The sequence below is a fragment of the Paracoccus onchidii genome (assembly GCF_028294535.1).
Classification (GTDB): domain Bacteria; phylum Pseudomonadota; class Alphaproteobacteria; order Rhodobacterales; family Rhodobacteraceae; genus Paracoccus; species Paracoccus onchidii.
Map to the genome: position 1 here is coordinate 132,137 of NZ_JAQBIE010000010.1, position 20,386 is coordinate 152,522.

The 20,386-nt window shown below is 62.2% G+C and carries 16 protein-coding genes and 11 pseudogenes; 21 read left to right on the plus strand and 6 right to left on the minus strand.

The window, feature by feature from the left end; translation table 11 throughout:
* The first annotated feature begins 4 nt into the window (after window positions 1-4).
* From PAF17_RS09495 to PAF17_RS09540, 10 genes and pseudogenes are all read left to right on the plus strand, one after another.
* A complete protein-coding gene (locus PAF17_RS09495; RefSeq protein ID WP_271888866.1) occupies window positions 5-1,114 on the plus strand; it encodes a nucleoside hydrolase in 1,110 nt (369 codons plus the stop codon).
* A gap of 82 nt (window positions 1,115-1,196) precedes the next feature.
* A pseudogene (locus PAF17_RS09500) lies at window positions 1,197-1,486 on the plus strand (transposase); the annotation flags it as partial.
* Window positions 1,487-1,610: 124 nt separating this feature from the next.
* Window positions 1,611-1,778 (plus strand): annotated as a pseudogene (locus PAF17_RS09505) (hypothetical protein); the annotation flags it as partial.
* Between the two features lie 3 nt (window positions 1,779-1,781).
* Window positions 1,782-1,940 (plus strand): hypothetical protein, encoded by a 159-nt coding sequence (locus PAF17_RS09510; RefSeq protein ID WP_271888867.1) that lies wholly within the window; start codon window positions 1,782-1,784, stop codon window positions 1,938-1,940.
* Window positions 1,941-1,998: 58 nt separating this feature from the next.
* Window positions 1,999-2,358: an ATP-binding cassette domain-containing protein gene (locus tag PAF17_RS09515; RefSeq protein ID WP_271888868.1), complete on the plus strand. Its 360-nt coding sequence runs from the start codon at window positions 1,999-2,001 to the stop codon at window positions 2,356-2,358.
* Window positions 2,359-2,374: 16 nt separating this feature from the next.
* Complete coding sequence (locus tag PAF17_RS09520) at window positions 2,375-2,878, plus strand: aspartate/glutamate racemase family protein (protein ID WP_271888869.1); 504 nt, start codon at window positions 2,375-2,377, stop codon at window positions 2,876-2,878.
* A gap of 434 nt (window positions 2,879-3,312) precedes the next feature.
* The gene (locus PAF17_RS09525; protein WP_271888870.1) at window positions 3,313-3,930 is read left to right on the plus strand and encodes a lysophospholipid acyltransferase family protein; all 618 of its coding nucleotides are present in this window, start codon (window positions 3,313-3,315) and stop codon (window positions 3,928-3,930) included.
* A gap of 11 nt (window positions 3,931-3,941) precedes the next feature.
* The gene (locus PAF17_RS09530) at window positions 3,942-4,892 is read left to right on the plus strand and encodes a phosphatidate cytidylyltransferase (protein ID WP_271888871.1); all 951 of its coding nucleotides are present in this window, start codon (window positions 3,942-3,944) and stop codon (window positions 4,890-4,892) included.
* Window positions 4,892-5,269 carry a hypothetical protein gene (locus PAF17_RS09535; protein WP_271888872.1) on the plus strand — a complete coding sequence of 126 codons (378 nt, stop codon included), beginning with the start codon at window positions 4,892-4,894 and terminating at the stop codon, window positions 5,267-5,269. The genes PAF17_RS09530 and PAF17_RS09535 overlap by 1 nt, the downstream gene beginning before the upstream one ends.
* Entirely contained in the window at window positions 5,262-5,903 is a 642-nt protein-coding gene (locus PAF17_RS09540) for a CDP-alcohol phosphatidyltransferase family protein (RefSeq protein WP_271888873.1), read from the plus strand. The genes PAF17_RS09535 and PAF17_RS09540 overlap by 8 nt, the downstream gene beginning before the upstream one ends.
* Here PAF17_RS09540 and PAF17_RS09545 read toward each other — a convergent pair.
* A pseudogene (locus PAF17_RS09545) lies at window positions 5,900-6,118 on the minus strand (ISKra4 family transposase); the annotation flags it as partial. The gene PAF17_RS09540 and the pseudogene PAF17_RS09545 overlap by 4 nt on opposite strands.
* Before the next feature lie 21 nt (window positions 6,119-6,139).
* On the opposite strand from PAF17_RS09545, the pseudogene PAF17_RS09550 reads away from it, so the two are divergent.
* Both PAF17_RS09550 and PAF17_RS20235 read left to right on the plus strand, forming a co-directional pair.
* Window positions 6,140-6,842: pseudogene (locus tag PAF17_RS09550) on the plus strand (IS5 family transposase); the annotation flags it as partial.
* Window positions 6,767-7,003, plus strand: a pseudogene (locus tag PAF17_RS20235) (DDE-type integrase/transposase/recombinase); the annotation flags it as partial. The pseudogenes PAF17_RS09550 and PAF17_RS20235, both read left to right, overlap by 76 nt.
* Window positions 7,004-7,194: 191 nt before the next feature.
* On the opposite strand, the gene PAF17_RS09560 reads toward PAF17_RS20235, so the two are convergent.
* Window positions 7,195-7,749, minus strand: a complete 555-nt coding sequence (locus tag PAF17_RS09560; protein ID WP_271888874.1) for a cytochrome b — start codon at window positions 7,747-7,749, stop codon at window positions 7,195-7,197.
* A gap of 102 nt (window positions 7,750-7,851) precedes the next feature.
* Here PAF17_RS09560 and PAF17_RS09565 point away from each other — a divergent pair, with 102 nt between their 5' ends.
* The 7 genes and pseudogenes from PAF17_RS09565 to PAF17_RS09595 all read left to right on the plus strand — a co-directional run bounded on the left by PAF17_RS09565 (window position 7,852) and on the right by PAF17_RS09595 (window position 15,443).
* Complete coding sequence (locus PAF17_RS09565) at window positions 7,852-8,592, plus strand: CDP-alcohol phosphatidyltransferase family protein (RefSeq protein WP_271888875.1); 741 nt, start codon at window positions 7,852-7,854, stop codon at window positions 8,590-8,592.
* A complete protein-coding gene (locus tag PAF17_RS09570; protein WP_271888876.1) occupies window positions 8,589-10,130 on the plus strand; it encodes a sulfatase-like hydrolase/transferase in 1,542 nt (513 codons plus the stop codon). Before PAF17_RS09565 ends, PAF17_RS09570 begins: the two co-directional genes overlap by 4 nt.
* Window positions 10,127-11,077 carry a lysylphosphatidylglycerol synthase transmembrane domain-containing protein gene (locus PAF17_RS09575; protein WP_271888877.1) on the plus strand — a complete coding sequence of 317 codons (951 nt, stop codon included), beginning with the start codon at window positions 10,127-10,129 and terminating at the stop codon, window positions 11,075-11,077. Before PAF17_RS09570 ends, PAF17_RS09575 begins: the two co-directional genes overlap by 4 nt.
* Entirely contained in the window at window positions 11,077-12,063 is a 987-nt protein-coding gene (locus PAF17_RS09580) for an ABC transporter substrate-binding protein (RefSeq protein ID WP_408636396.1), read from the plus strand. Before PAF17_RS09575 ends, PAF17_RS09580 begins: the two co-directional genes overlap by 1 nt.
* A gap of 97 nt (window positions 12,064-12,160) precedes the next feature.
* Window positions 12,161-12,841, plus strand: a pseudogene (locus tag PAF17_RS09585) (ABC transporter ATP-binding protein); the annotation flags it as partial.
* A complete protein-coding gene (locus PAF17_RS09590) occupies window positions 12,841-14,394 on the plus strand; it encodes an ABC transporter permease (RefSeq protein ID WP_334223663.1) in 1,554 nt (517 codons plus the stop codon). The pseudogene PAF17_RS09585 and the gene PAF17_RS09590, both read left to right, overlap by 1 nt.
* Window positions 14,391-15,443, plus strand: coding sequence for a glycosyltransferase family 4 protein (locus PAF17_RS09595; RefSeq protein WP_271888880.1), 1,053 nt, complete (start codon window positions 14,391-14,393; stop codon window positions 15,441-15,443). Before PAF17_RS09590 ends, PAF17_RS09595 begins: the two co-directional genes overlap by 4 nt.
* 21 nt (window positions 15,444-15,464) lie before the next feature.
* Here the strand turns inward: PAF17_RS09595 and PAF17_RS09600 are convergent.
* Window positions 15,465-15,998, minus strand: a pseudogene (locus tag PAF17_RS09600) (IS6 family transposase); the annotation flags it as partial.
* Window positions 15,999-16,016: 18 nt separating this feature from the next.
* On the opposite strand from PAF17_RS09600, the pseudogene PAF17_RS09605 reads away from it, so the two are divergent.
* A pseudogene (locus tag PAF17_RS09605) lies at window positions 16,017-16,160 on the plus strand (IS6 family transposase); the annotation flags it as partial.
* Window positions 16,161-16,223: 63 nt separating this feature from the next.
* Here the strand turns inward: PAF17_RS09605 and PAF17_RS09610 are convergent.
* From PAF17_RS09610 to PAF17_RS09625, 3 pseudogenes are all read right to left on the minus strand, one after another.
* Window positions 16,224-17,384, minus strand: a pseudogene (locus PAF17_RS09610) (IS3 family transposase).
* A gap of 1,038 nt (window positions 17,385-18,422) precedes the next feature.
* Window positions 18,423-19,340, minus strand: a pseudogene (locus PAF17_RS09615) (IS3 family transposase); the annotation flags it as partial.
* A 130-nt stretch (window positions 19,341-19,470) separates the two neighbouring features.
* Window positions 19,471-20,081 (minus strand): annotated as a pseudogene (locus tag PAF17_RS09625) (hypothetical protein); the annotation flags it as partial.
* Window positions 20,082-20,171: 90 nt separating this feature from the next.
* Here PAF17_RS09625 and PAF17_RS09630 point away from each other — a divergent pair.
* Window positions 20,172-20,372, plus strand: coding sequence for a hypothetical protein (locus PAF17_RS09630; RefSeq protein ID WP_271888881.1), 201 nt, complete (start codon window positions 20,172-20,174; stop codon window positions 20,370-20,372).
* Window positions 20,373-20,386: the final 14 nt, after the last annotated feature.

Here is a 20,386-nt window from a genome sequence, read left to right on the forward strand (position 1 = left end):
AACCATGACCACCCCGCTTTCCATCCTCGAACGGTTTCCGAAGCTTGACGATGCCTTCGTCGAGGGCCGCCTTGGCCGCCCCGGTCCGTCGCCCCGGGTGATCATCGACACTGACACCGCCAATGAGATCGACGATCAATATGCGTTGGCGTGGGCCTTGCTGTCGCCCGAGCGGCTGGAACTGGAGGGCGTCACCGCCGTGCCCTTCAGCTTTGCCCATCACCGCGAAGAGTTGATCGAGTCGGTTGCCGCCCTGCGCGCGGCCTCGGATGCGGGCAGCAAGGACAAGTTTATGGGCGGTCTGGGTGGCTGGGCACAGCGTCTGATCGAACAGGATCGTCGCGCCGAAGAGGTGAAATTCGTCGGTCCCGACGAGGGTGTCGAACTGTCCTATCAAGAGATCCTGCGCATTTTTGACAAATGTGGCGTTCCCGCCGAGGGCAAGGTCTTTCGGGGCAGCGCCGGTTACCTGCATGATCTGGATGCGCCCATCGACACGCCAGCTGCCCGTTTCATCATTGAACGGGCGCGTGCCGATGACGACCGACCGCTCTATATTCTGGCGATGGGGGCGCTGACCAATATCGCCTCGGCGCTGCTGATGGCCCCTGACATCATCGAAAATATCGTCGTGGTCTGGACCTCGGGCTTTCCGTCCTATGCGCCTTTTAGCAATGTGCCCTCGCTGAATCTTGTGCAGGACCGTCTGGCCTCGCAACTGCTGTTTGATTGCGGCGTGCCCCATGTCTATCTGCCTGGCTATCATGTCGGCGCGCAGCTGAAGCTGTCGCTGCCCGAGATGGAGCGGTTCGTTAAAGACAATGGTGCGATCGGTGCCTATCTGCATCACCTTTATACCAACAATCCGCTGCATGAGATGTTCGCCATCACCGGCGCGGAAACCAAGACCTGGGTGATCTGGGACGTGATCAATGTCGCATGGCTGTTTGACGAGGAATATGTCTCCACGCATATGACCCGCTCGCCGCTGCTGGATAACGGGCTCTTCTGGCGTCATCCCGAAGGTCGCCACCCGATGCTGGAGGCCTATGATCTGGATCGTGATGCGATCTTCGAAGACATGTACCGCGCGCTGGCTCGCGCCCCGGCCTAAATGCTTTTCTACCTGAGAGCAGGCTCATATGGAGCTGGAATTTTCAGATAGCCTTTCCTGGCTGGGACAGGAGCGGACGCGCATGAACGCATCGAAGTTCACGGATGCGCAGAAATCGTTCATCTTGCGGCAAGGCGAAGAGAGAATGCCGGTTGTCGAGATCTGCCGAAAGGCTGGGATCAGTCAGGCGGCCTGTTTCAACTGGAAGCAGTATGGCGGGCCATTGCCCGACGAGATGCGCCGGCTGACGCCAGCGCGCGAAATGCTTCAGGATGTCATCCGCCGAAAACGCTGAGGCCGGAACGGACGCGTTGCGCGGATTGGGCGGTCTCGATCCGCAGGGCTTGTGAGGCCTGCGAATTGACTGCTTCGGCTAGTGCACCAGTCCCGCCGCACGGATCCGGCAGCATAGCGATGTTACCCGCGGCCCTTACGAGATGTACACTCCAGAGGAACTGGCGTTTCAAAAGCGCCATGCCTTCGCTCAGCTGATCCGCAGCGGTATTACAACCGCCTTGATCTGGGCCGCCTAGCCCCGGGCACCAAGGCCGATATCGCGGTGATCGACCTCGGCCGCACCCTGCAGGCACCCGATCCGATCCAGACCTTGATGACCAGCACCTTGGGGCGCGATGTGCGCGATGTCTGGATCGACGGGCGGTAGGTGATGGCTGATGACATCATCTCGGGCATTGACGCGGATGTCGAGGCCGCCCGCGCCCAGAAACAGTTCGACAGGTTGATCGCCAAATACCCAGACAGCACCGCAGGGCACCCGCCCGTTTCCGAAATCTTCTCCTGCAGTTATGAGAGGGCGGGGCAATGAACGATATTGCCATAGACGTGCAAAACCCGCGCGCTGGATTCCGAACCGCAAAGGCGTGTTGACCGCTGTCGACGATATCTCGTTGCAGATCCGTCATGGTGAAATCCTTGGAATGGTAGGTGAATCCGGCGCTGTAAGATCCATGACCGGCATGTCGATACTTGGGCTGCTCGAACCGCCGGGACGCATTGCCGCCGGTACCACCCACCTGTCGGGCGACCGCATAGACAAACTTGATGATCGTGCGATGCAGACGGTGCGCGGCAGTCGCATCGGAGCGATCTTTCAGGAACGACTGACCTCTTTCAACCCGCTGTTCCGGGGTCGGCGACCAACTGTTCGAAACCATTCGCCTGCATACCGATCTCGACAAATCCAGCGCTCGCGAACGCGCCAAGGATTGTCATCGGCTGTTTGATGATACCGGTCTGCCCATGCTACGGGCCGCATCGCATCGTCCGGGAATTGGCATCGGACAGGCGACCATGTCGCTCGCGGCCCTGCATAACGACCGTTTCGGAATCGTGACGACACTTGACCCCCCTGTGCCGCTGATCGCGGCGAACGTAACGGCCTGTGGTCATCAACAAGCCTGCGTAGGCATCGTTGCCGCGGGTGTACCAATGCTAAAGGTGAAAGATGACGAACAGGATGTGGAAGACCGGCTGGCCATGATCATCGCCGGTCTCGAAGCCGCTGGAGCAGGGGCGATCATTCTTGGTTGCGCAGGGATTTCCGGGTTTTGCCAAGGGTTATCAAGGCGCACTGCTGCGGCGCTGATCGACGGCGTCATGGCTGTCGCGCTCGTTGCGCAGACCTTTGCCGGTCCTTCAAGTTCCGATTGTGTCGCAAACCCTGACAAAAAAAGTAGTCGAGAAATGGTCACGAGGTTTTGGACCAGATGCCAAGCGGTAGCGATTGGCGAAGAAACACCCTAGGTGACGAAGCGAAAACGTTGTCCGACCGAGTTCAAGGCAAGGTTGCTCTTGAGGCCATCCGTTCATTCTCGCGCAGCAGCAGATCGACGTCTCGTCCGGGCACCTTCTTCATCGGAAATCGCCCGGATCCAGTTCCCCCGAGCGTCGAAAACTCGATCCCAGATCGGAAGCGACCTGACGCCCAGATCCGCTCAGGCGTGCCGCAGAAAACAACCTGACAATGCTTTTGGGCTGACCATGCTGCGGAGCTGACCACCTTAAAACCATGCTGGCGGATCGTAACGTTCAGGGCTCGACGCCTGACCTAACCCTATCATCCGCCATGCAACGCGAAGCTTGCATCGGTCGGGATGTTGCGACAGTCTCCGCCACGTTTGCGAGGGAAGATAACAAGGCTAAGCATGAGAAGCGGACGTGGGCCAATACGGACAGCTATGACCGAGCTGGTTTCATGGGCAATTACTACTTTTGCCCGGCTGCTGACGGCGGTGCAGCCGGAATGGGCGGGCATCGACCCCGGCATGCGGCGCAAGCGCATTTATTTCGCCAATCATGTCAGCCACGGCGATTTCGTGCTGATCTGGTCGGTTCTGCCGAAGCGTGATCGCCGCCGCACCCGCCCGGTCGCGGGGGCTGATTACTGGCGCAGGGGTGGCCTGCGCGAATTCATTGGCACCGATGTGTTCAACAGCCTGCTCATCGAACGCAATCGCGATCGGGCGGGGGACGATCCCATTGCACAGATGGCGGCCGCCCTGGATGCCGGGGACTCGCTGATCATTTTTCCCGAAGGCACCAGGAACCTGACCGATGCCGAATTGCTGGAATTCCGCTCTGGCATCTACCGGTTGGCGCGGGCACGGCCGGAGGTCGATCTGATCCCGGTCTGGATCGAGAACCTGAACCGCGTCCTGCCAAAGGGTGCGATCATTCCAGTGCCGCTGATGTGCAAGGTGATCTTCGGCGCACCGCTGCGGATCAGCGAGGGTGAGGGCAAGGACGCCTTCCTGACCCGCGCCCGCAATGCGCTGCTGGCACTGAACCCCAAATAGAAAGCCTGACGATGCAGAACGTTCATTCTGACCTGATAGCCGTCATTGCCGGGATCGGCCTTGTGCTGGCGGTTGCCTCGGTCATCGGGCTCCTCCTGCAGATCCGTCTGTCACCCGGTGGCGAAAATGCGGCGATCGAGAACCTCAACGATCGCATCCGTGCCTGGTGGGTGATGGCGGCAGTCATGTCACTGGCCTTGCTGGGCGGGCGGACCGGAGCAATCATCCTGTTTGCCATCTGCTCCTTCGCGGCGCTGCGCGAGTTCATGACGCTGACCAGTGCGTCCCGCGCCGATCACCGGACACTGGCGGCAGTGTTTTTCATCGTGCTGCCGGTTCAATATTACCTGATCTGGATCTCATGGTACGGGCTGTACTCGATCTTTATCCCGGTCTGGGTCTTCTTGCTGCTGCCCATAGTTTCGGCGCTGTCGGGCGAGACCCGGAATTATCTGGTGCGCATCGCTGAAATGCAGTGGGCGCTGATGATCTGTGTGTTTTGCGTGTCCCATGTTCCGGCATTGATGAACCTGCAGATCCCCGGATTTGAAGGTCGCATGGTGCTGATGATCGCCTGGCTGGTGATCGTCGTACAGCTGAGCGATGTGCTGCAATATGTCTGGGGCAAGCTGGTTGGACGGCGCAAGATCTCGCCAAAGCTGTCGCCATCGAAAACGGTCGAGGGCTTTCTTGGTGGCTGTCTGACCGCAACGCTGATCGGCGTGGCGCTGTCCTTCATGACCCCGTTCAACCCGTGGCAGGCTGGGGTGATGGGGCTTGCGGTCACCATAATGGGCTTTCTTGGCGGGCTGGTCATGTCGGCGATCAAGCGTGACAAGGGCGTCAAGGACTGGGGCCACACCATTGCCGGCCACGGCGGGTTCATCGACCGGCTGGATTCGGTTGTCTTTGCGGCGCCGATCTATTTCCACCTGACGCGCTATTTCTGGAACGTCGGCTGATGCGCTTGTCCCTGCAAAGCTCTGCGTTGCATATGGCGGTGGCCTTCCTGCTGATGGGGGGCTGGGCTGCCTTTGCCAATCGCAGCCATCCTCTGCCCCAGATGTTGCTGGCCGGTTTCGTGCAGGGCAGTCTGTCGGCACTGATCACCCTCGGGCTGAAACGTATGCTCGAGGCGTTGTCGGCGCGTTTGCAGGGGTTGGCGACGCTGATCATGCCGCCGCTGCTGGCGTTGGGGGCCTCGGCCTTGCTGCTGAGTGTCATTCATCGCCTTGCCGGCACACCGGAAATCCTGCCCACCATCGTCGTGCCACTGTCGGTCACGACCGTCTATTCCGCCGCCTACACCTTCGCCCTATGGAGCCGTCGCAATGCCTGACAACCGCCCCAATCGCCGACCGTTGGCCAGTCGCGACACTGGCTGGGCCCGGCGCCTGTCGAGCCGGCTGGCCGCGACCTCGGTCACGCCCAATCAGATTTCAATCGCCGGGATGGTCGCGGCGCTGGGTTCGGGACTGTGTTTCTGGGCGGTCGGAAACGCGGATGGCCTCGGACGCGCGCTCCTGCTGATCCTTGCCGCCGGAATGTGCCAGATCCGGCTGCTTTGCAATTTACTGGATGGCATGGTCGCGATCGAGGCTGGGCGCGGTTCCCCCGATGGCGGGTTCTGGAACGAATTTCCCGACCGCGTGTCTGACGCGCTGATCCTTGCAGGCGTCGGTCTGGGGCTTGGCGCAGCCGCGCTGGGTTGGGCAGCAGTCAGCTTTGCCTTCCTGACCGCCTATGTGCGGGAGCTGGGGTCCAATCTGGGCCAACCTGCGGACTTTTCCGGCCCGATGGCCAAGCCACACAGGATGGCGCTGATCACCGGGGCAGCACTGCTTGCGATCCTAGAGCCTCTATGGGGTGGAGATGGGGGCGTTCTGTACATCGCCTTGTGGAGCGTTGCCGTGGGCGCGGGGCTGACCGCGCTTCGGCGCGGCTACCGGCTTGTCGCGGCGCTCCACGCGTAATCATGTATGGCTCGGAGCTCGGCGCGGGCAGGATAGATCCTGTTGGCTACGGAAATTTTTTCGACATGGCCGAGCAGGATCACATTCTGCATTTGCCCCAGGATCGTCTTCGCATCTGCGAGCAACAACCCGATGTCCTTAGGTTACGTGCGTCGAAACGGGCGCGACAAACGGCTCTGTTGCGAAAATTCCGTGTGGGTTTTCTTCTCATGGATCCAGTTTGGTCGCTAGGGTGCATGGGCAGCCCTACACCCCCAAACTGCAAGACCAGCAACTGGCCAGGCTATAATGAAGCGCTCAGGCGCCGGGGCTCGGTGACGAACTGGTTCGATCCCGAAATGATCTGGGAGGCCGCGCCGACAGGCAAGCGTGGCCACCAGCAGAGTTACCGCCATATGGACGTGGCTCTCGGTGAAGGTGTTGTTCGGCATGGCGCTTGGGCAGACGACCGGGTTCGTCGAAAGTCTGCTGCGGCTGGTTGGCCTTGACTGTACGGCGCCCAACTTCAGCACGCTGTCACGCCGCCGAAAGACGCTGGCCGTCAATCTCCCGTATTGCGGGTCCAAGGGGCTGTTGCACCTGCTGATCAACAGCATCGGCATCAAGATCGAGGGCGAAGGCGAGTGGCGCGCCCGCAAGCATGGCGGTCACAAACGGCGCGTCTGGCGCTGGTTCCATCTCGGGATTGATGAGGAAACACTGGAGGTCCGCGCTGTCGAGATCACCGGAATCCACATAGGTGATGCTCCGGTGCTACCCGACCTGTTCGGGCAGATCCCGACGGACGAGCGGATCGGCAGCGTCATCGTCGACGGTGCCTACGAAACGCGTGAATACCACGACGCCATTGCCGTCAGCCCGCCCCGCAGATCGCCCGAAACTTGCGCCGGCGGCAGGTGCCTCCGGGGGGTGTCTGGCATCTCGACGAAGTTGTGGAGATGATCTTGGGGCGGAAATTCCGGCTCTGGCGCGCGGTTGACCAAGAGGGGATCGTTCTGGAAGAAATCCTGCAATCCAAGCGCGCCAAGCGTCTGTTGAAAGCACTGATCAAGCGTTTTGGCCTGCCCAAACGGATCGTCACGGCCAGTTTTCGGCGGTTCAAGGTGGTGTCGAAATCGTCTTTGGGGACGGGCTTTGGGCGCAATTCTTGCGCAGACAGCTTGATGCCGCAACCTGCGTTTGCCGGGTAATGCCTCTTGTGCCCGGCCCCTTGTTGCCCGAATTGGGTCCGACTGTGCATTTGGCTTTCAGGGTAGAAGAGACGTTTGCGACCCAACCTGCCATCAAACTTCTAGGACCGGGGGCGAACGGGCGGCCAGATGCGGGCCCAGACGCCATCGCGGCGGATCAGTCCGTGCTGCAACGCCGCGCCGATATGTAGCGCAAGCAGCGCGATCAGGGCCATTCCGGCAGCGTAATGCAGACCCTTGGCGGCATCTGCAAGCGCGTCGGATTTGGCAAGCCAGGGCCCCACACCCAAACGATCCAGCAGCTCGATCGGGAAACCACCCGCGCGGACCCTGACAAAACCGCTGATCGGCATCACGATCAGCAGCAGATACAGCAGCCGATGCGACACCGACGCCGCGCTGCGCTGCCAATCGGGAATGGATGAGGGCAGGGGCGGCGCCGGGTGGCGCAAACGATAGATCAGCCGCAACAGGATCAACGGGATCAGGATGACGCCCATATTCTTGTGAAACAGGAACAGCGCATCCTGCAACGGCCGAGCAATTCCCTTTTGGGTCATGATCAGCCCGGCGGGGATCATCAGTAGGACCGCAACCGCGATCAGCCAGTGAAATAGCCGTGCGGGTGTCCGATAGCTGTCTGAATGCCGGGTCATCATCCATCCTCTTCAGAGATCAGTCTAGCCTGCGGGAACCGTTCTGCCTAGCGCGACGCAGGCTCTGCTTGACGCCGCACGGGCTTCGCATAGGTTTGGCCGATGTGTGCAACCCGCCCCCTGATGTCCTGTCCCGCACGGCCCGCCGCCCGGCTGTTTCCGCTGCCGCTACAGGTGATGGCCTGCGCGATGGCAGGGCTTGCCGTAATGCAGCTGTGTCGCCTTGGCGGCGCGGCGGGCGATGCAGCGGACTGGTGGATCGCGTCGGCCCTGTATCTGGCGGGATCAGGCGTTGTTCTGATGCTGATGCGCCGCTTCTATCCCTTTTCGCGGATCGGTGGTTGCAACGCGGTGACGTTGATCCGCGCCGCCCTGCTCGCGGCGCTTATCCCGCCCCTGCTGGCAGGTGATGCGGCGGGATTGACCGTCGCCGTCATCGGCGGTGTTGCCCTTGCATTGGATGGCGTGGATGGGTGGATGGCACGGCGCAGCGGGCTTGCGTCCGCATTCGGCGCACGGTTCGATATGGAGGTCGATGCCGCATTGGCGCTGATCCTGTCGCTGCATGTCCTTTCGGGCACGGCAGTCGGGGCCGAGATCCTGCTGCTTGGGTTGCCGCGTTATATGTTCGTAGCCGCAGGTGCCCTTTGGCCGGTCCTGACCGCGCCCTTGCCACAACGGTTCCGGCGCAAGCTGATCTGCGTCGTGCAACTTGCGACGCTGGTTCTTCTGCAATTGCCGGCACTGCCGGGGGATCTGGCGATCCCGCTGGCGCGGCTGGCCGGCGCGGCGCTGCTGTGGTCTTTTGCCGTCGATATCCGCTGGCTCATGAGGCATGCATGACCCGTGCCCCGTTCCGTCCGGCACTGGCTGTCGCGGTTCTGTGCGGCGTGCTTGCCCTGCCGCCGACGCGCGGGATCGGTATTCCTGCGATCGAACTGCCCCTGCTGTTGGCGCTGCTGAGCCTGTTCGGCGGGGCAGGGCGGGTGGTTCTGACATTGGCGTTGTGGCTGCTGTCGGTTCAGAAGCTGGCCGATCTGGCGATGCATCAGGCGCTGGGGCGCAGTTTCAACACGGTGGCCGACATGCCGCTGATCCCGGCCTCGATGAACCTGATTGCGGGCAGCTTTGGACAATTGGCAGCCGTCGGGGCCGCGCTGGCCGCGACAGTTGTGGGTGGCTGTCTTCTGTGGCTCATCTGGTGGGCGACCGGGGTCTGGGCCACCCAAAAATGGCGGTCGCACAGCCGGCTTGCGATGCTGGCCGTCTGTGCGGTCGCGCTGATCCTGTCGCTGGCCGGGCAGGGCGCGGCAGAGAACGGGCATTATGCACTGTCCAGGATCCAGCTTGCCCGCCAGACGGTCGCGGATCTGCGAAACCTGCGCCGGGCGGCGGCAGAAGATCCCTATGCAGGGCAGGCAGGCCTTCTGGATCAGATCGATCGCGATGTGCTGGTGATCTTTGTCGAAAGCTATGGCCGGGCCAGCTTCGATGTGGAATTTTTTGCCGAACGCCATCTGGATACGCTGCAACGCGCGCAGGCACGACTTGAAGGGGCGGGGCTGTCGGTTCGTTCGGGCTTCCTTTCGGCGCCCACGCAGGGCGGGCAAAGCTGGCTGTCGCATGCCAGTTTCGCGAACGGGTTGTGGGTCAGCGACCAGACCCGTTATCGCGCGGTGCTGGCCAGCGGGCGTCAGTCGATCTTTCATCTGGCGCGCAAGGCGGGCTTTGAGACCGCTGCCGTCATGCCCGCCATCACCATGCCCTGGCCCGAGGCGCAGCGGATGGGATTTGACCATATCCTGCCCGCCAAGGATCTGGGCTATCGCGGCAAGCCCTTCAACTGGGTCACGATGCCCGATCAGTTCACGCTGACCGCCACCGACCGTCTGTTGCGACAGAATCCGGATCGCCCGCATCTGTTCGTGCAGATTGCGCTTGTCTCGTCGCATGCGCCATGGACGCCGGTGCCGCATCTGCTGGACTGGGACGCCATCGGCGATGGATCCGAGTTCAACGATATGGCGATATCGGGGGGGAGCCCGCGCGATGTGTGGCGTGACCGGGATCGAGTGCGGCGTCACTATCGCGATTCCGTCGACTACGCGCTTCGCACTGCTTTGGAATACGCCGAACGTCAGGGGCCGGACGGTCCGCTGATCTTTCTGCTGGGGGACCATCAGGCCGCACCCGGCATTGCGATGGATGATGGCCGCGACGTTGCCCTGCATGTCATCGGTCCGGAAGATCTGGTTGCGCGGACCGCCGGTTGGGGCTTCACCTTGGGGCTGATACCGCCCGATGAAAGCGAGGCCATGCCAATGGACAGGATGCGCGATCTGATCCTGACCGGTTTTACCAGCGACGCGGCGCCGTCATGAATGTCCTGCGTGCCGTGATTGCCCTGTCGATGCTGGCGCTGGTGTGGCTTGCGCTGCGAGGCACCGATGCCCTGACGCGTCTGGGCGACATGTCGCCCGGATGGGCCTTGGCGGCTTTTGTCGCGCTGAACGTGCAGACATGGCTGTCGGCATGGCGCTGGCGGCTGACAGCGCGGCAATTGGGGATCGGGATAAGCGCATCCCACGCGCTTGGGGAATATTATCTCGGCCAGTTGGTGAATCAGATCCTGCCGGGCGGCATGACCGGCGATGTCGGGCGCGCCTTGCGCAGCGCGGGCCGGAACGGCAGGACGCCCGCCGCGCTGGCCGTCATTCTGGAACGGTTCATGGGAAATGCGATGCTGGTGGTCGTGCTGCTGACGGCTGTGGTCGCGGTGTGGGTTTTGCCCGTGGATCAGCCCTTGCCTCCGCATCTGCCTGCGATCCTGACCGTCTTGCTGTCAGCCGTGGCCCTCGCGGCGCTGATCGTCGCGCGTGCTTCGGGCCGTGTGGCGGCGACACTTCGGCAGGCGTTATCGCTGGGGCTGATGGCGCGCGGCATGCTGTCGCGTCAGATTCTGCTCAGCCTTGGCACGGTTCTGGCCAATATCGCCGCCTTTGCATTGGCCGCCCGCGCCACCGGCACGACCCTGCCGCCCTTGACCGCGCTGATTTTGATACCCCCGATCCTGTTTGCCATGATGATCCCGATCTCGATCGCGGGCTGGGGCGTCCGAGAGGGGGCGGCAGCGGCAATCTTTCCGCTGGCAGGACTTGGCGCAGGTGCGGGTCTGGCCGCCAGCCTGGCTTTTGGTATCCTGTTCCTTGTCAGCAGCCTGCCGGGCCTTGTCGTGCCGATCTTGCGACGCAGCGGGAACGCAAGGGCGCATCGGCGTGTTTGCCCCACAAGCCCTGCGTCGGACAAACCAAAAACGGAGATTTCGTGATGTCTTGCCCAATCCTCACCCGGCGCGGGATGCTGACGGCGGCGGCCGGTGCCGCCATGCTGCCCTTTGCGCGTCAGGCCGCCCATGCCGCGACGCCGGTCAGCCTGCAACTGTCATGGCTGCATTCCGTGCAATTCGCCGGCAGCTATCTGGCGCAGAAGAACGGCTGGTGGCAGGATGCCGGTCTGGACGTGTCGCTGTTGCAGGGCGGGCCCAACGCCCCGGTCGAACCCCCGGTCGTTTCCGGTTCGGCGCTTGTAGGGATTTCCGCCGCCGATTACACCGCCGCGGCGGTCGCACAGGGGGCAAAGTTCAAGATCATCGGTGTCGCGATGCAGAAGAACCCGTTCGCGATTGCATCGCTGTCGGGCAACCCGGTCACCACCCCCGCCGATCTTGTCGGGCGGAAAATCGGCATGGCCTTGGCCAATACACCGGTTCTGCAGGCGCTTTGCATCCTGAATGATGTCGATTTCGATGCGATCGAGATCGTGCCGACGCAATATTCCGCGCAACCTCTGGTATCGGGCGAGGTCGATTGCCTGCTGTGCTGGGAAACGGACCTGCCGGTCGCAATGGCGATCAACGGCATCGAGGCGCGGACGATGCTGATGGCCGATCATGGCTATGCGGTCCATTCCCAGACCTATATCGCGACCGAAGACAGCCTGCGCGATCGCCGCGCCGAACTGGTCGCGCTGATGTCGGGCGAGCTGCGGGGGTGGCAGGCCTATCAGACGGATACCGACGCCGCGGCCGAACTGACGGTGAAGATGTTCCCGGATGCCGGTCTGGATCTGGCGACCCAGAAACTGCAGGCGGAACGTCAGGTGCCGCTGATGTTTTCCGACCTGACGGCACAGCGGGGTTTCGGCTGGTTCAGCGATGACAGCGTTCAGGCGAATATCAAGACGCTGGCGCTTCTGGGGCGCGAGGTCACGCCCGATCTGTGGGATCGCTCGATCCTTGAAGAAGTCCATGGCTGAGATTCAGGGCTGCGCCCGAATTGAGTGCACCGGTCTGGGCAAATCCTTTCCCGGCGGTCTGCGTGCGGTCGCGCCGCTTGACGTGACATTCCAGCCGGGCGCCACCACGGCATTGGTCGGGCCTTCCGGCTGCGGGAAATCGACGCTGTTGCGCCTGATTGCCGGGCTTGAAGATCCAAGCGAGGGAAAGGTGCTGATCGACGATCTGCCACCCTCCCGACAAACTGCGCTTGGCGCGATCTCGGTTGCGTTTCAGGATCCGTCGCTTTTGCCATGGCTGACCGTTCGCGCGAATGTCGCGCTGGCGCGGAAACTGGCGCGACAGTCGCCCGACCCGACCTTGGTGGATGAACTGATCGGGCTGGTCGGCCTGTCGGGGTCCGAAAAAACGCGACCTGCTGCATTGTCGGGTGGCATGCGTCAGCGCGCTGCGATAGCGCGGGCGCTGGCAACGCAGCCGCGAATCCTGCTGCTGGATGAGCCCTTCGGCGCGGTGGACGAACTGACCCGTCGTCAGCTGGCCCGCGACCTGCCGCCGCTTTGGCAGTCTCGCGGGACCACGACCCTGCTGGTCACGCATTCCATCCACGAGGCCGTGACGCTGGCGGATAGTATCCTTGTTCTCAGCCCGCGCCCGGCCCGGATCGTCGCGGATATCGCGGTGCCGTTGCCCCATCCGCGCGATGCGCATGGTGCCGATTTCAGGGCCCTGGTCACCCGCACATCAAAGGCGCTGGCGCAGGGCGATGCCGACAATGCCCCGATGGCGGCACAATGATGCGGGTGGCATCCGTCGGCCCGCCGCTTCTGGGCGGGGTGCTTTTACTTATCGGCTGGGGCGCATTGGCAGCGGTCCTGAGGGGCGGTCATCTGATTGCCGGTCCTGCCGAGGTCGCGGGCTGGATTACCGCCAATCCCGGACTGCTTGGGCGTGCCCTGGGCAAGACCCTGACCAATGCCACGCTGGGGTTTCTGGTGGGAAATCTTGTCGCCATGGCATTGGCGGGGGTGGCGATGATCTGGCCGCGCCTTCTGAACCTGATTTCGGGTCTGGCACTGGTGGTGTTCTGCCTGCCGCTGATCGCGACCGGCCCGATCCTGCGCGTTCTGATGGGGCCGGGCGATGGGCCGCAGATCGTTCTTGCCGCGCTGGCCGTCTATTACACGACGCTGATCCCGCTGTTGACCGGGCTTCGCGCGACGCCCGCCGTCTGGCTGGATCTGGTCCACAGCTATGGGCGGGGCCGCTGGTCGGAACTGATCCATGTGCGCGCCCGTACCGCCTTGCCCTATCTGTTCGCGGGGCTGCAGATCGCCGCGCCCGCCGCCTTTCTTGGCGCGATGGTGGGCGAATTCACGGGGGCCGAGCAGGGCATGGGCGTGCTGACGATCCGTTTCATGCGGGCGCTGGACGTGCCTGCACTGTGGGCGATTGCGGTGGCGGCGGCGGCGGTGTCGATGGTGGTCTATGGCGCGATCGGCGCAGTTGCGCGCATGGTCCTGCATGACCGGCCGCCCGTGATCCTGTCGCCGCCGCGCGGCAAGCCCGCCTCCGGCCTAAGCCGGCTTTCTCAGCCCGCCTTGCTGATCGCGGCGGTGCTTGTCTTGTGGTGGGCGGGTATGGCGCTGCCGGGAATGAACCCGTTCTTCGCCAAATCTCCGCAAGACGTTCTGGCCGCGCTGACGACCGCACCGCAGGCCGCCGCCACCCGTGACACGTTGTGGACGGCCCTGACTGAAACGGCGGTGTTCCTTCTGCCCGGTTATGTCGCCGGACTGATGCTTGGCGCGGGATTGGCCATCGCGCTGGTGCTTGTGCCGAACCTGTCGACGCTGGTCATGCCGATTGCCGTTGCCTTGCGATCGGTGCCGATCGTCACCACGGCGCCGCTGATCGTGCTGTTTCTGGGACGCGGTGCGCTTGGGACGATTTCGCTGGTCGCGGCGATGGTGTTCTTTCCGACGCTGGTCGCCTGCCTGCACGGGATGCGCCAGGCGCCGGGGCAGATCCTTGACGTGTTCCATATCTATGCCGCAGGGCGGCTGCGTCAGATGGTGCATATCCGTGTTCCAGCCATGCTGCCCGCGTTTTTCGCCGCCGCCAGGATGAGCGTTCCCGCCGCGATCCTTGCCGTGACCGTCGTTGAATGGCTGACTACCGGTCGCGGGCTTGGCAGCCTGATGGCGCTGTCGGCCTCGGTGTCGGATTACAATATGCTGTGGGCGGCGGTCGCCGTGGTCACCACGATCTCGGCCCTGTGCTATGCCGGCGTCGCCGTCATCGAACGGCGCATCCTCTCTGTCTATGCCCCTGAACAGGTTCGCCCATGATCCCCTGTGCCTTTGCAATTCCGGGGGATATCGACACCCTGACCGGCGGTTATCTTTATGAAAAGCGACTGCTGGCCGGGCTGCGCGATCTGGGTCACGACATGCAGCATCTGGAATTGCCCGCCAGCTTTCCGGATGCGGCCCCGGACGACATGGCGCATGCGATCCGCATGTTGCAGGCCATCGACCCGGACCGGCCCCTGATCCTTGACGGGCTGGTTTCCGGGTCCATCGACCCCGGCGGGCTGGCTGCTGTCCCTGCGCCGGTCATCGCGATGGTGCATCACCCTTTGGCAGAAGAAAGCGGCCTGTGTGACAAGCGCCGGGCGCAGCTGCTGCAGACCGAGCGGGAAAATCTGCGCATTTCGCGTCATGTTCTGGTGCCCAGCCCGCATACGCGGCGGATCCTGATCGACCGTTATGACGTGCCACCTTCGAAGATCACCGTGGCCCGGCCGGGCATTGACAAGACGCGCCAGCCGCGTGTGCCCGTCAGTCCGCCCCTGATCCTGTCGGTTGGCATCCTGCATCCGCGCAAGGGACATGACGTGCTGATCGCGGCGCTGGGGCAGATCGCGCATCTGGACTGGCAGGCGGTCATCGTTGGTAATCCATGGGACAGGGCCCACGCGTCGGCCCTGCAGGATATGGTGCAGGCAAGCCCGGTCGGGGCGCGGATCCATCTGGCCGGTCGGGTCAGTGAACGCCGGTTGCAGCATCTTTACGCCCGCGCGTCGGTCTTTGCCCTTGCAACCAGATACGAGGGCTACGGCATCGTTTTCGACGAGGCATTGCTGAACGGTCTGCCTGTCGTCAGCTGCGACACCGGCGCCGTCCCCGAAACACTGCCCCCGGGCACGAGGTTGCTGACACCGACCGACGACCCGGCGGCATTCGCGGCGGCACTGGATCGCATCCTGTCCGACAAGCCGCTACGCGAACGTCTGACCCACGCGGCCAAGAGGGCTGGCCAGACCCTGCCCGGATGGCAGGATACCGCAGCGACGGCCAGCCAAGTCGTTGAGGCAGTTGTCAGTCAGGGGTGCTAAGCGCGCGACACATCCTGAAATGAAGCCCATCATGGGGCAGGTGATCCGTTTGATGAAGCGGTGGTCCTGTTCAAGGATGTTGTTGAGGTACTTGACCTGCCGGATCTCGATGGAGCGACCGCTACCGGTGAATCTCAGGATGACGTTGACCGTCTCCAGACCGGCCAGGTTGACGCCGCTTTTGTCGATGACGGCTCGGTCTGCCACGCCGTTCGCGTGCTTGAAGAACTGCCGAGCTGCCGCCAGATCCCGGTGCTCGCAGAGCATGACATCGAGCGTCTGGCCATCCCGGTCCACAGCGCGATGGAGGTAGGTCCCGCGACCCTTCACCTTGATGTAGGTTTCGTCCATCCGCCAGGACGTGGCGGTCGGCCGCTTCCTTGCCTGCGCCCGGGCCGCGATCAGCGGCGCAAACTTCACCACCCAGCGGTTCAGCGTGGCGTGATCAACCGTGACCCCGCGTTCGGTCAGGATTTCCTCGAAATCACGATAGGTATTCGTGGCGCGGAGGTATAATAACACCGCATTCAGGATCACCGACTTCGGATGGCGCATGCCCCTGAACTCAATTACGCCGCAAACCGACTTTTGGTCAGGCTGATGAACCGCTGGGGCTTCGGGCCCGGACGGATCATCACTGACAAGCTTCGCTCCTACGGCGCAGCGAAGCGGGATGTCGCCTTGGATCTTGATCACTGCTCCCACAAAGGGCTTAATTAGAGCTGGTCCGGGTTTTTTAACCAGTTTTCCGCCGGGCTAAACTATAGCTTTGGTTTCACGTCAGGCGGCGATCTTCAGGTTCGGGGTCCGGCGACCATAGGCCTCGTCGGGCGTCAGCAACCCATGCGATGAGTGTGGGCGTTTTTCGTTGTCGTAGCTGATCCAGGTGCCGATGCCGTTCCGGGCCTCAGAGCCGGTCTCGAAGGCGTTCAGGTCGACGCATTCGTATTTGAGGGATCGCCAGAAGCGCTCGATCATCCGGTTGTCGATCCAGCGACCGCGGCCGTCCATCGAGATCTTCACCCTGGCGTCGCGCAGCACGTCAGTGAAATCGGTGCTGGTGAATTGCGAGTCCTGGTCGGAGTTGAATATGTCCGGCGTGCCGGACTTCGCCAGTGCCTCGACGCAAAATCCCGCGTCCATCGCGTCGGACAACCGCCAGCTCAGTGCCTTTCGGCCGTGCCAGTCCATGACCGCCACAAGGTACAGAAATCCGCCGCGCATCGGGATGTAGCTGATGCGCCTGCACCAGATCTGATTGGGTCGGTTGATGAGCAAGTCTTTCAAAAGATATGGGAATATCTTGTGCGCCGGATACTTCTTGCTGGTTTTCAGCTCCTGGTAAATCGGCCCCAGCCGCACGAGCCTCATCAGCCGCCGCACCCGATGCCGCCTGCATCGGCGCCCCTCTCGCTGCATGTGGCGGGCCATGTGCAGCGAGCCGTATCAGGGCGTTTTTAGAAACTGCCGGTCGATGATTTCCTTGACGGCCAGGTTCTCGGCGCGTTCCCCGCGCGGGTGGCAGGAGAGGCTGGATCGCGCCGGCGACAGCGGGCTGCACTGTTGCCGGACACTGGGATCGGATTGTCCCGCCTCACGGCTTGCTGCCTCCAGTGCAAGGGATGAGACTGGAGGCTTGCGACAAAAAACGCGTTCCATGACCAACTGGCCGATTTTTGGGGTGCAGCTTCTCGACATCCTTCTCGGAAATCGCCGGCTCGGCCGAGGCGGAACCGCCAAGCGCCGATGCGATGTTCTCGATCACGGCGTTCGGCATGGCACTCGGACCGGTGGCGCGCTCATGCCTCATTCCAGCCGCTGATCATTGTCGGATGGACGCCGTATTTCTTGGCCAACCTGGCTGTCGTCAGCTCATCGCGAATGGCTTCAAGCGCAACCCTGGCCTTTGCATTCTGCCGAATAACGTCTCCGCTTCGTCATCCGGGGCATTCCGCCGTCAGCCGCTAAAGCTTGGCAACTGCTCCGAAATCCCGCGACCAACCTCTGCAATGTGCCCCTGTGTCGACGGCATTTCTCACAACGAGGCAGAAGACATCACGCCGCAACGGGCCGATGCAGGGGCGGGTTCTCTGATGGCGGCCACGGTCGATATTGCCAACCGGGTTACGTCAAGCCGATGAGGTTTCGCTGGGAAATGGCCACGACGGTTGCGCATTTCAGGCTATGCTCGCAATTTTTGGCGGGATCGGAGAAGCGATAGATGGCTGTTTTCAGAGCGATTTTCGAGGCACGCACAGGGCCGGTGTTTCAGATAGGGCGCGGTTCATGCAAATCAACAACCGCAAGACAGAGTATCTAGATAATATCCTTGATGAAGGCCATCTTTCATCAGGTCGGAAATGGGGTTGAGGGCATCCCGTTCAGCCGACCCGGCTCTGGCAGGGATCGAGTTTGGCTGGCATCGAGGTGGAACATATGATCCGCAAGGGGCAGATCGCCAACGGCGACCGCCGACGTCTCACTGTTCCGCTCGACTGTATTGCTGTTAAGGACGCAGCTGTCGCCTGCGCACGCGACGCACAAGCCATCCGAGCTGCAACGTCCCCGGCAGAGCCTGGACGGGTGTTGCGCCGTGCCGCGAATATCATCCGGGACCGCAACCAGGAATTGTCGGTTCGGGAGACTTTGAGAGCCTGCGTCTTGCCTTCGAAATAGATTTTCGCGATGGCCTCTTCGAACCCGCGGCTCGTGACCATGTTGCGATATATCCAATGCAGTTCGTCCCGCGTTGGTGACATGAGGTTTCCCCGCCTGATACCTGCGGCGCTATGCACCACCATGCAACATGAGTTGAGTTTCCGCTCCTAGACGAAACGCATCAACGATGCTGGTCATCCCGTTCGTCTCCGGACAGAACTGCTGGACGTGACTGTGTCATACATGACCCGCATTTCCGGGCTGCCATCCATCGAACTATCCGGGTGATCCAGCCCCCATTTCACCGGACACCTAGACGCTGCCATTGTCAGGGAACAGCTCAACCTGCTCCAGCGGTTGATAGGCGTCGAACCGGTGCTCAACCGCCTCCCGCAGCATGTCACGCATATCCGGTCCGCTGATCCCGGCATCCGCCGCCGCCCGCCAGGAGATGATCTCGCGGTCATGGGCGTCGATCAGGAAAGCCGCCCGGATGACGTCACCATTCCAGCAGGTGAACGCGAAGCCGTCACTGCACCAACGCAGGTTCGAGCGCATCATCACCACCTTGCCGTCATGGTTCCGTCCGCGCCGGTCAAATCCGCATGGCTGAAGCAGCAGATCGATACACTCCATGATGCGGTAGACGCGCTTATGGGTTAACAGGCGGTAAGCGCTGCATATGCAGCTCCCGGTTCAAAATGGCGGTAATGCAACGGTAGCCATAGGTCGGGCGCTTCGCCACAAGCGCCTGGATGCGCGGCAGGACCGCTACGTCCATCGTCTTGCGCCCGGGATGGCGTTCAGGTTCCCGGATGCGGCTTTCCATCTCGCGGACGGTTCGGTTTCCGGTCACGCTGTCGTCTTGTGCCAAGGCGATGCTGCCCCCCTTCGAGCATAAGTTTGCGCCAACGATACAGAAGATTGATGGCCACGCCACTACGAAGCGCAACAGCAGAAAGTAACCGCCCGATTGGCACCGTTGGCCAAGCAGCAGCGGCGTCACAGCGTTCGGTACTCCATTCCATGGAAGCAATTTATCGAACCTGTTGATCTTGTGATCGTGGATGCGGTCAAGGACGTTCGCCAGATAGGTCTGCGCTTCGAACCCGTTCATCTTGGCCGTTTTGATCAGCGTCATGGCGCGGGCCAGAGTTTCACCGCCGGTGTCGGATCCGGCGCAGACCAGCGCCGACGGCGGCCGCCGTCGGTGATGATTTCAATCTCAGAGATGAGCATAAGCTCAAGGCTATCCTTACCACGCCACTTGTAAACGCGCGGCAGGTGAAGGATTGTTCTTCCATAGCCAATGAGGGCGACTGCGCCCGACATTTGGCCCAACGCGATGGCGGGCCCCGCCTTGTGAAGCGAGCAATCTGGGCGGGCGCGCAAGATTGCAGGCTGCCATGGTCAGCGTGGATCGGGCAGCAATCCGTTTGACGCCTCGCAGCATGGTTTGTGCCATTGCCCCCACCGTCTTGCCCCCCGTCTTGGCCCATCCGAACGGCTCCTCGATCTTTTCTCGGCACCGCTGCGAGGTTGTGTAACCTGCGTGACGGGCAGTTCGACCGTCGATCGTGGAGAATTTCGCCTTCTGCACCACGACGCCATGCCGGTTCTCCATCAACCTATGCCCCATCAAGCAAAGGGCGGCGCCGGCACCGGGGGGGGGGCAGAGCCGCGCCCCTGGATCCGTGACCGATGCGTGGGGCGCATCCGAGCGTTTCTCGCCCCGGAATTTTGCTCCGGCCTTTCGGGTTCCAGGCTTCGGCGTGGTCACCCGGGCAAGCTCTGGATTGGACGGTTCGTGGGCCTGAGGGGCGCCCGCCCATGGCATGAAGCCGGTGGAATGCACCATCGAGGCTGACGAGCGTCATTCACCACCTGTTGGATCTTGCGCAGCGGATGCCGGGCGGGGATGCGCTGTGCAAGATCAACATAGCTGAAAAGCGAACCACGCGCCTCGTCCGATCCCCGCATCCACTTCCCTTCTCGTCTTGCAGGAACCGGCAATCATGTTCCGCGTCCTGCGTCGATCCGGGCGTTCTTCGGCAACGTGTTCGGTCCTCGTTGGTCAAGCCAACCTGTCCGGTCAAAATGGGGGGCCAGTTCAATGAGATTGTTGCATCGTCAGGCGTGCAGCGCGTGCAGGTCGTCGAATATGATGGCAACAAGGATCAGGAAGGCCAGCAAGTTTTTTGGAACAAAAACCTGAAGACGGAGGTCGCGCTGGTGCGTCTGGATAACATCCTGAGCTTTACTGATTCGTAGCGTTTATTCGTCTC

Coding starts and splice junctions, on each gene's coding strand:
- PAF17_RS09560 (WP_271888874.1), bottom strand. CDS start 7,749: ATGACCCGGCATTCAGACAGCTATCGGACACCCGCACGGCTATTTCAC.
- PAF17_RS09540 (WP_271888873.1), top strand. CDS start 5,262: ATGCCTGACAACCGCCCCAATCGCCGACCGTTGGCCAGTCGCGACACT.
- PAF17_RS09595 (WP_271888880.1), top strand. CDS start 14,391: ATGATCCCCTGTGCCTTTGCAATTCCGGGGGATATCGACACCCTGACC.
- PAF17_RS09495 (WP_271888866.1), top strand. CDS start 5: ATGACCACCCCGCTTTCCATCCTCGAACGGTTTCCGAAGCTTGACGAT.
- PAF17_RS09520 (WP_271888869.1), top strand. CDS start 2,375: ATGCTACGGGCCGCATCGCATCGTCCGGGAATTGGCATCGGACAGGCG.
- PAF17_RS09530 (WP_271888871.1), top strand. CDS start 3,942: ATGCAGAACGTTCATTCTGACCTGATAGCCGTCATTGCCGGGATCGGC.
- PAF17_RS09525 (WP_271888870.1), top strand. CDS start 3,313: ATGACCGAGCTGGTTTCATGGGCAATTACTACTTTTGCCCGGCTGCTG.
- PAF17_RS09565 (WP_271888875.1), top strand. CDS start 7,852: ATGTGTGCAACCCGCCCCCTGATGTCCTGTCCCGCACGGCCCGCCGCC.
- PAF17_RS09590 (WP_334223663.1), top strand. CDS start 12,841: ATGCGGGTGGCATCCGTCGGCCCGCCGCTTCTGGGCGGGGTGCTTTTA.
- PAF17_RS09570 (WP_271888876.1), top strand. CDS start 8,589: ATGACCCGTGCCCCGTTCCGTCCGGCACTGGCTGTCGCGGTTCTGTGC.
- PAF17_RS09580 (WP_408636396.1), top strand. CDS start 11,077: ATGTCTTGCCCAATCCTCACCCGGCGCGGGATGCTGACGGCGGCGGCC.
- PAF17_RS09535 (WP_271888872.1), top strand. CDS start 4,892: ATGCGCTTGTCCCTGCAAAGCTCTGCGTTGCATATGGCGGTGGCCTTC.
- PAF17_RS09510 (WP_271888867.1), top strand. CDS start 1,782: ATGGCTGATGACATCATCTCGGGCATTGACGCGGATGTCGAGGCCGCC.
- PAF17_RS09575 (WP_271888877.1), top strand. CDS start 10,127: ATGAATGTCCTGCGTGCCGTGATTGCCCTGTCGATGCTGGCGCTGGTG.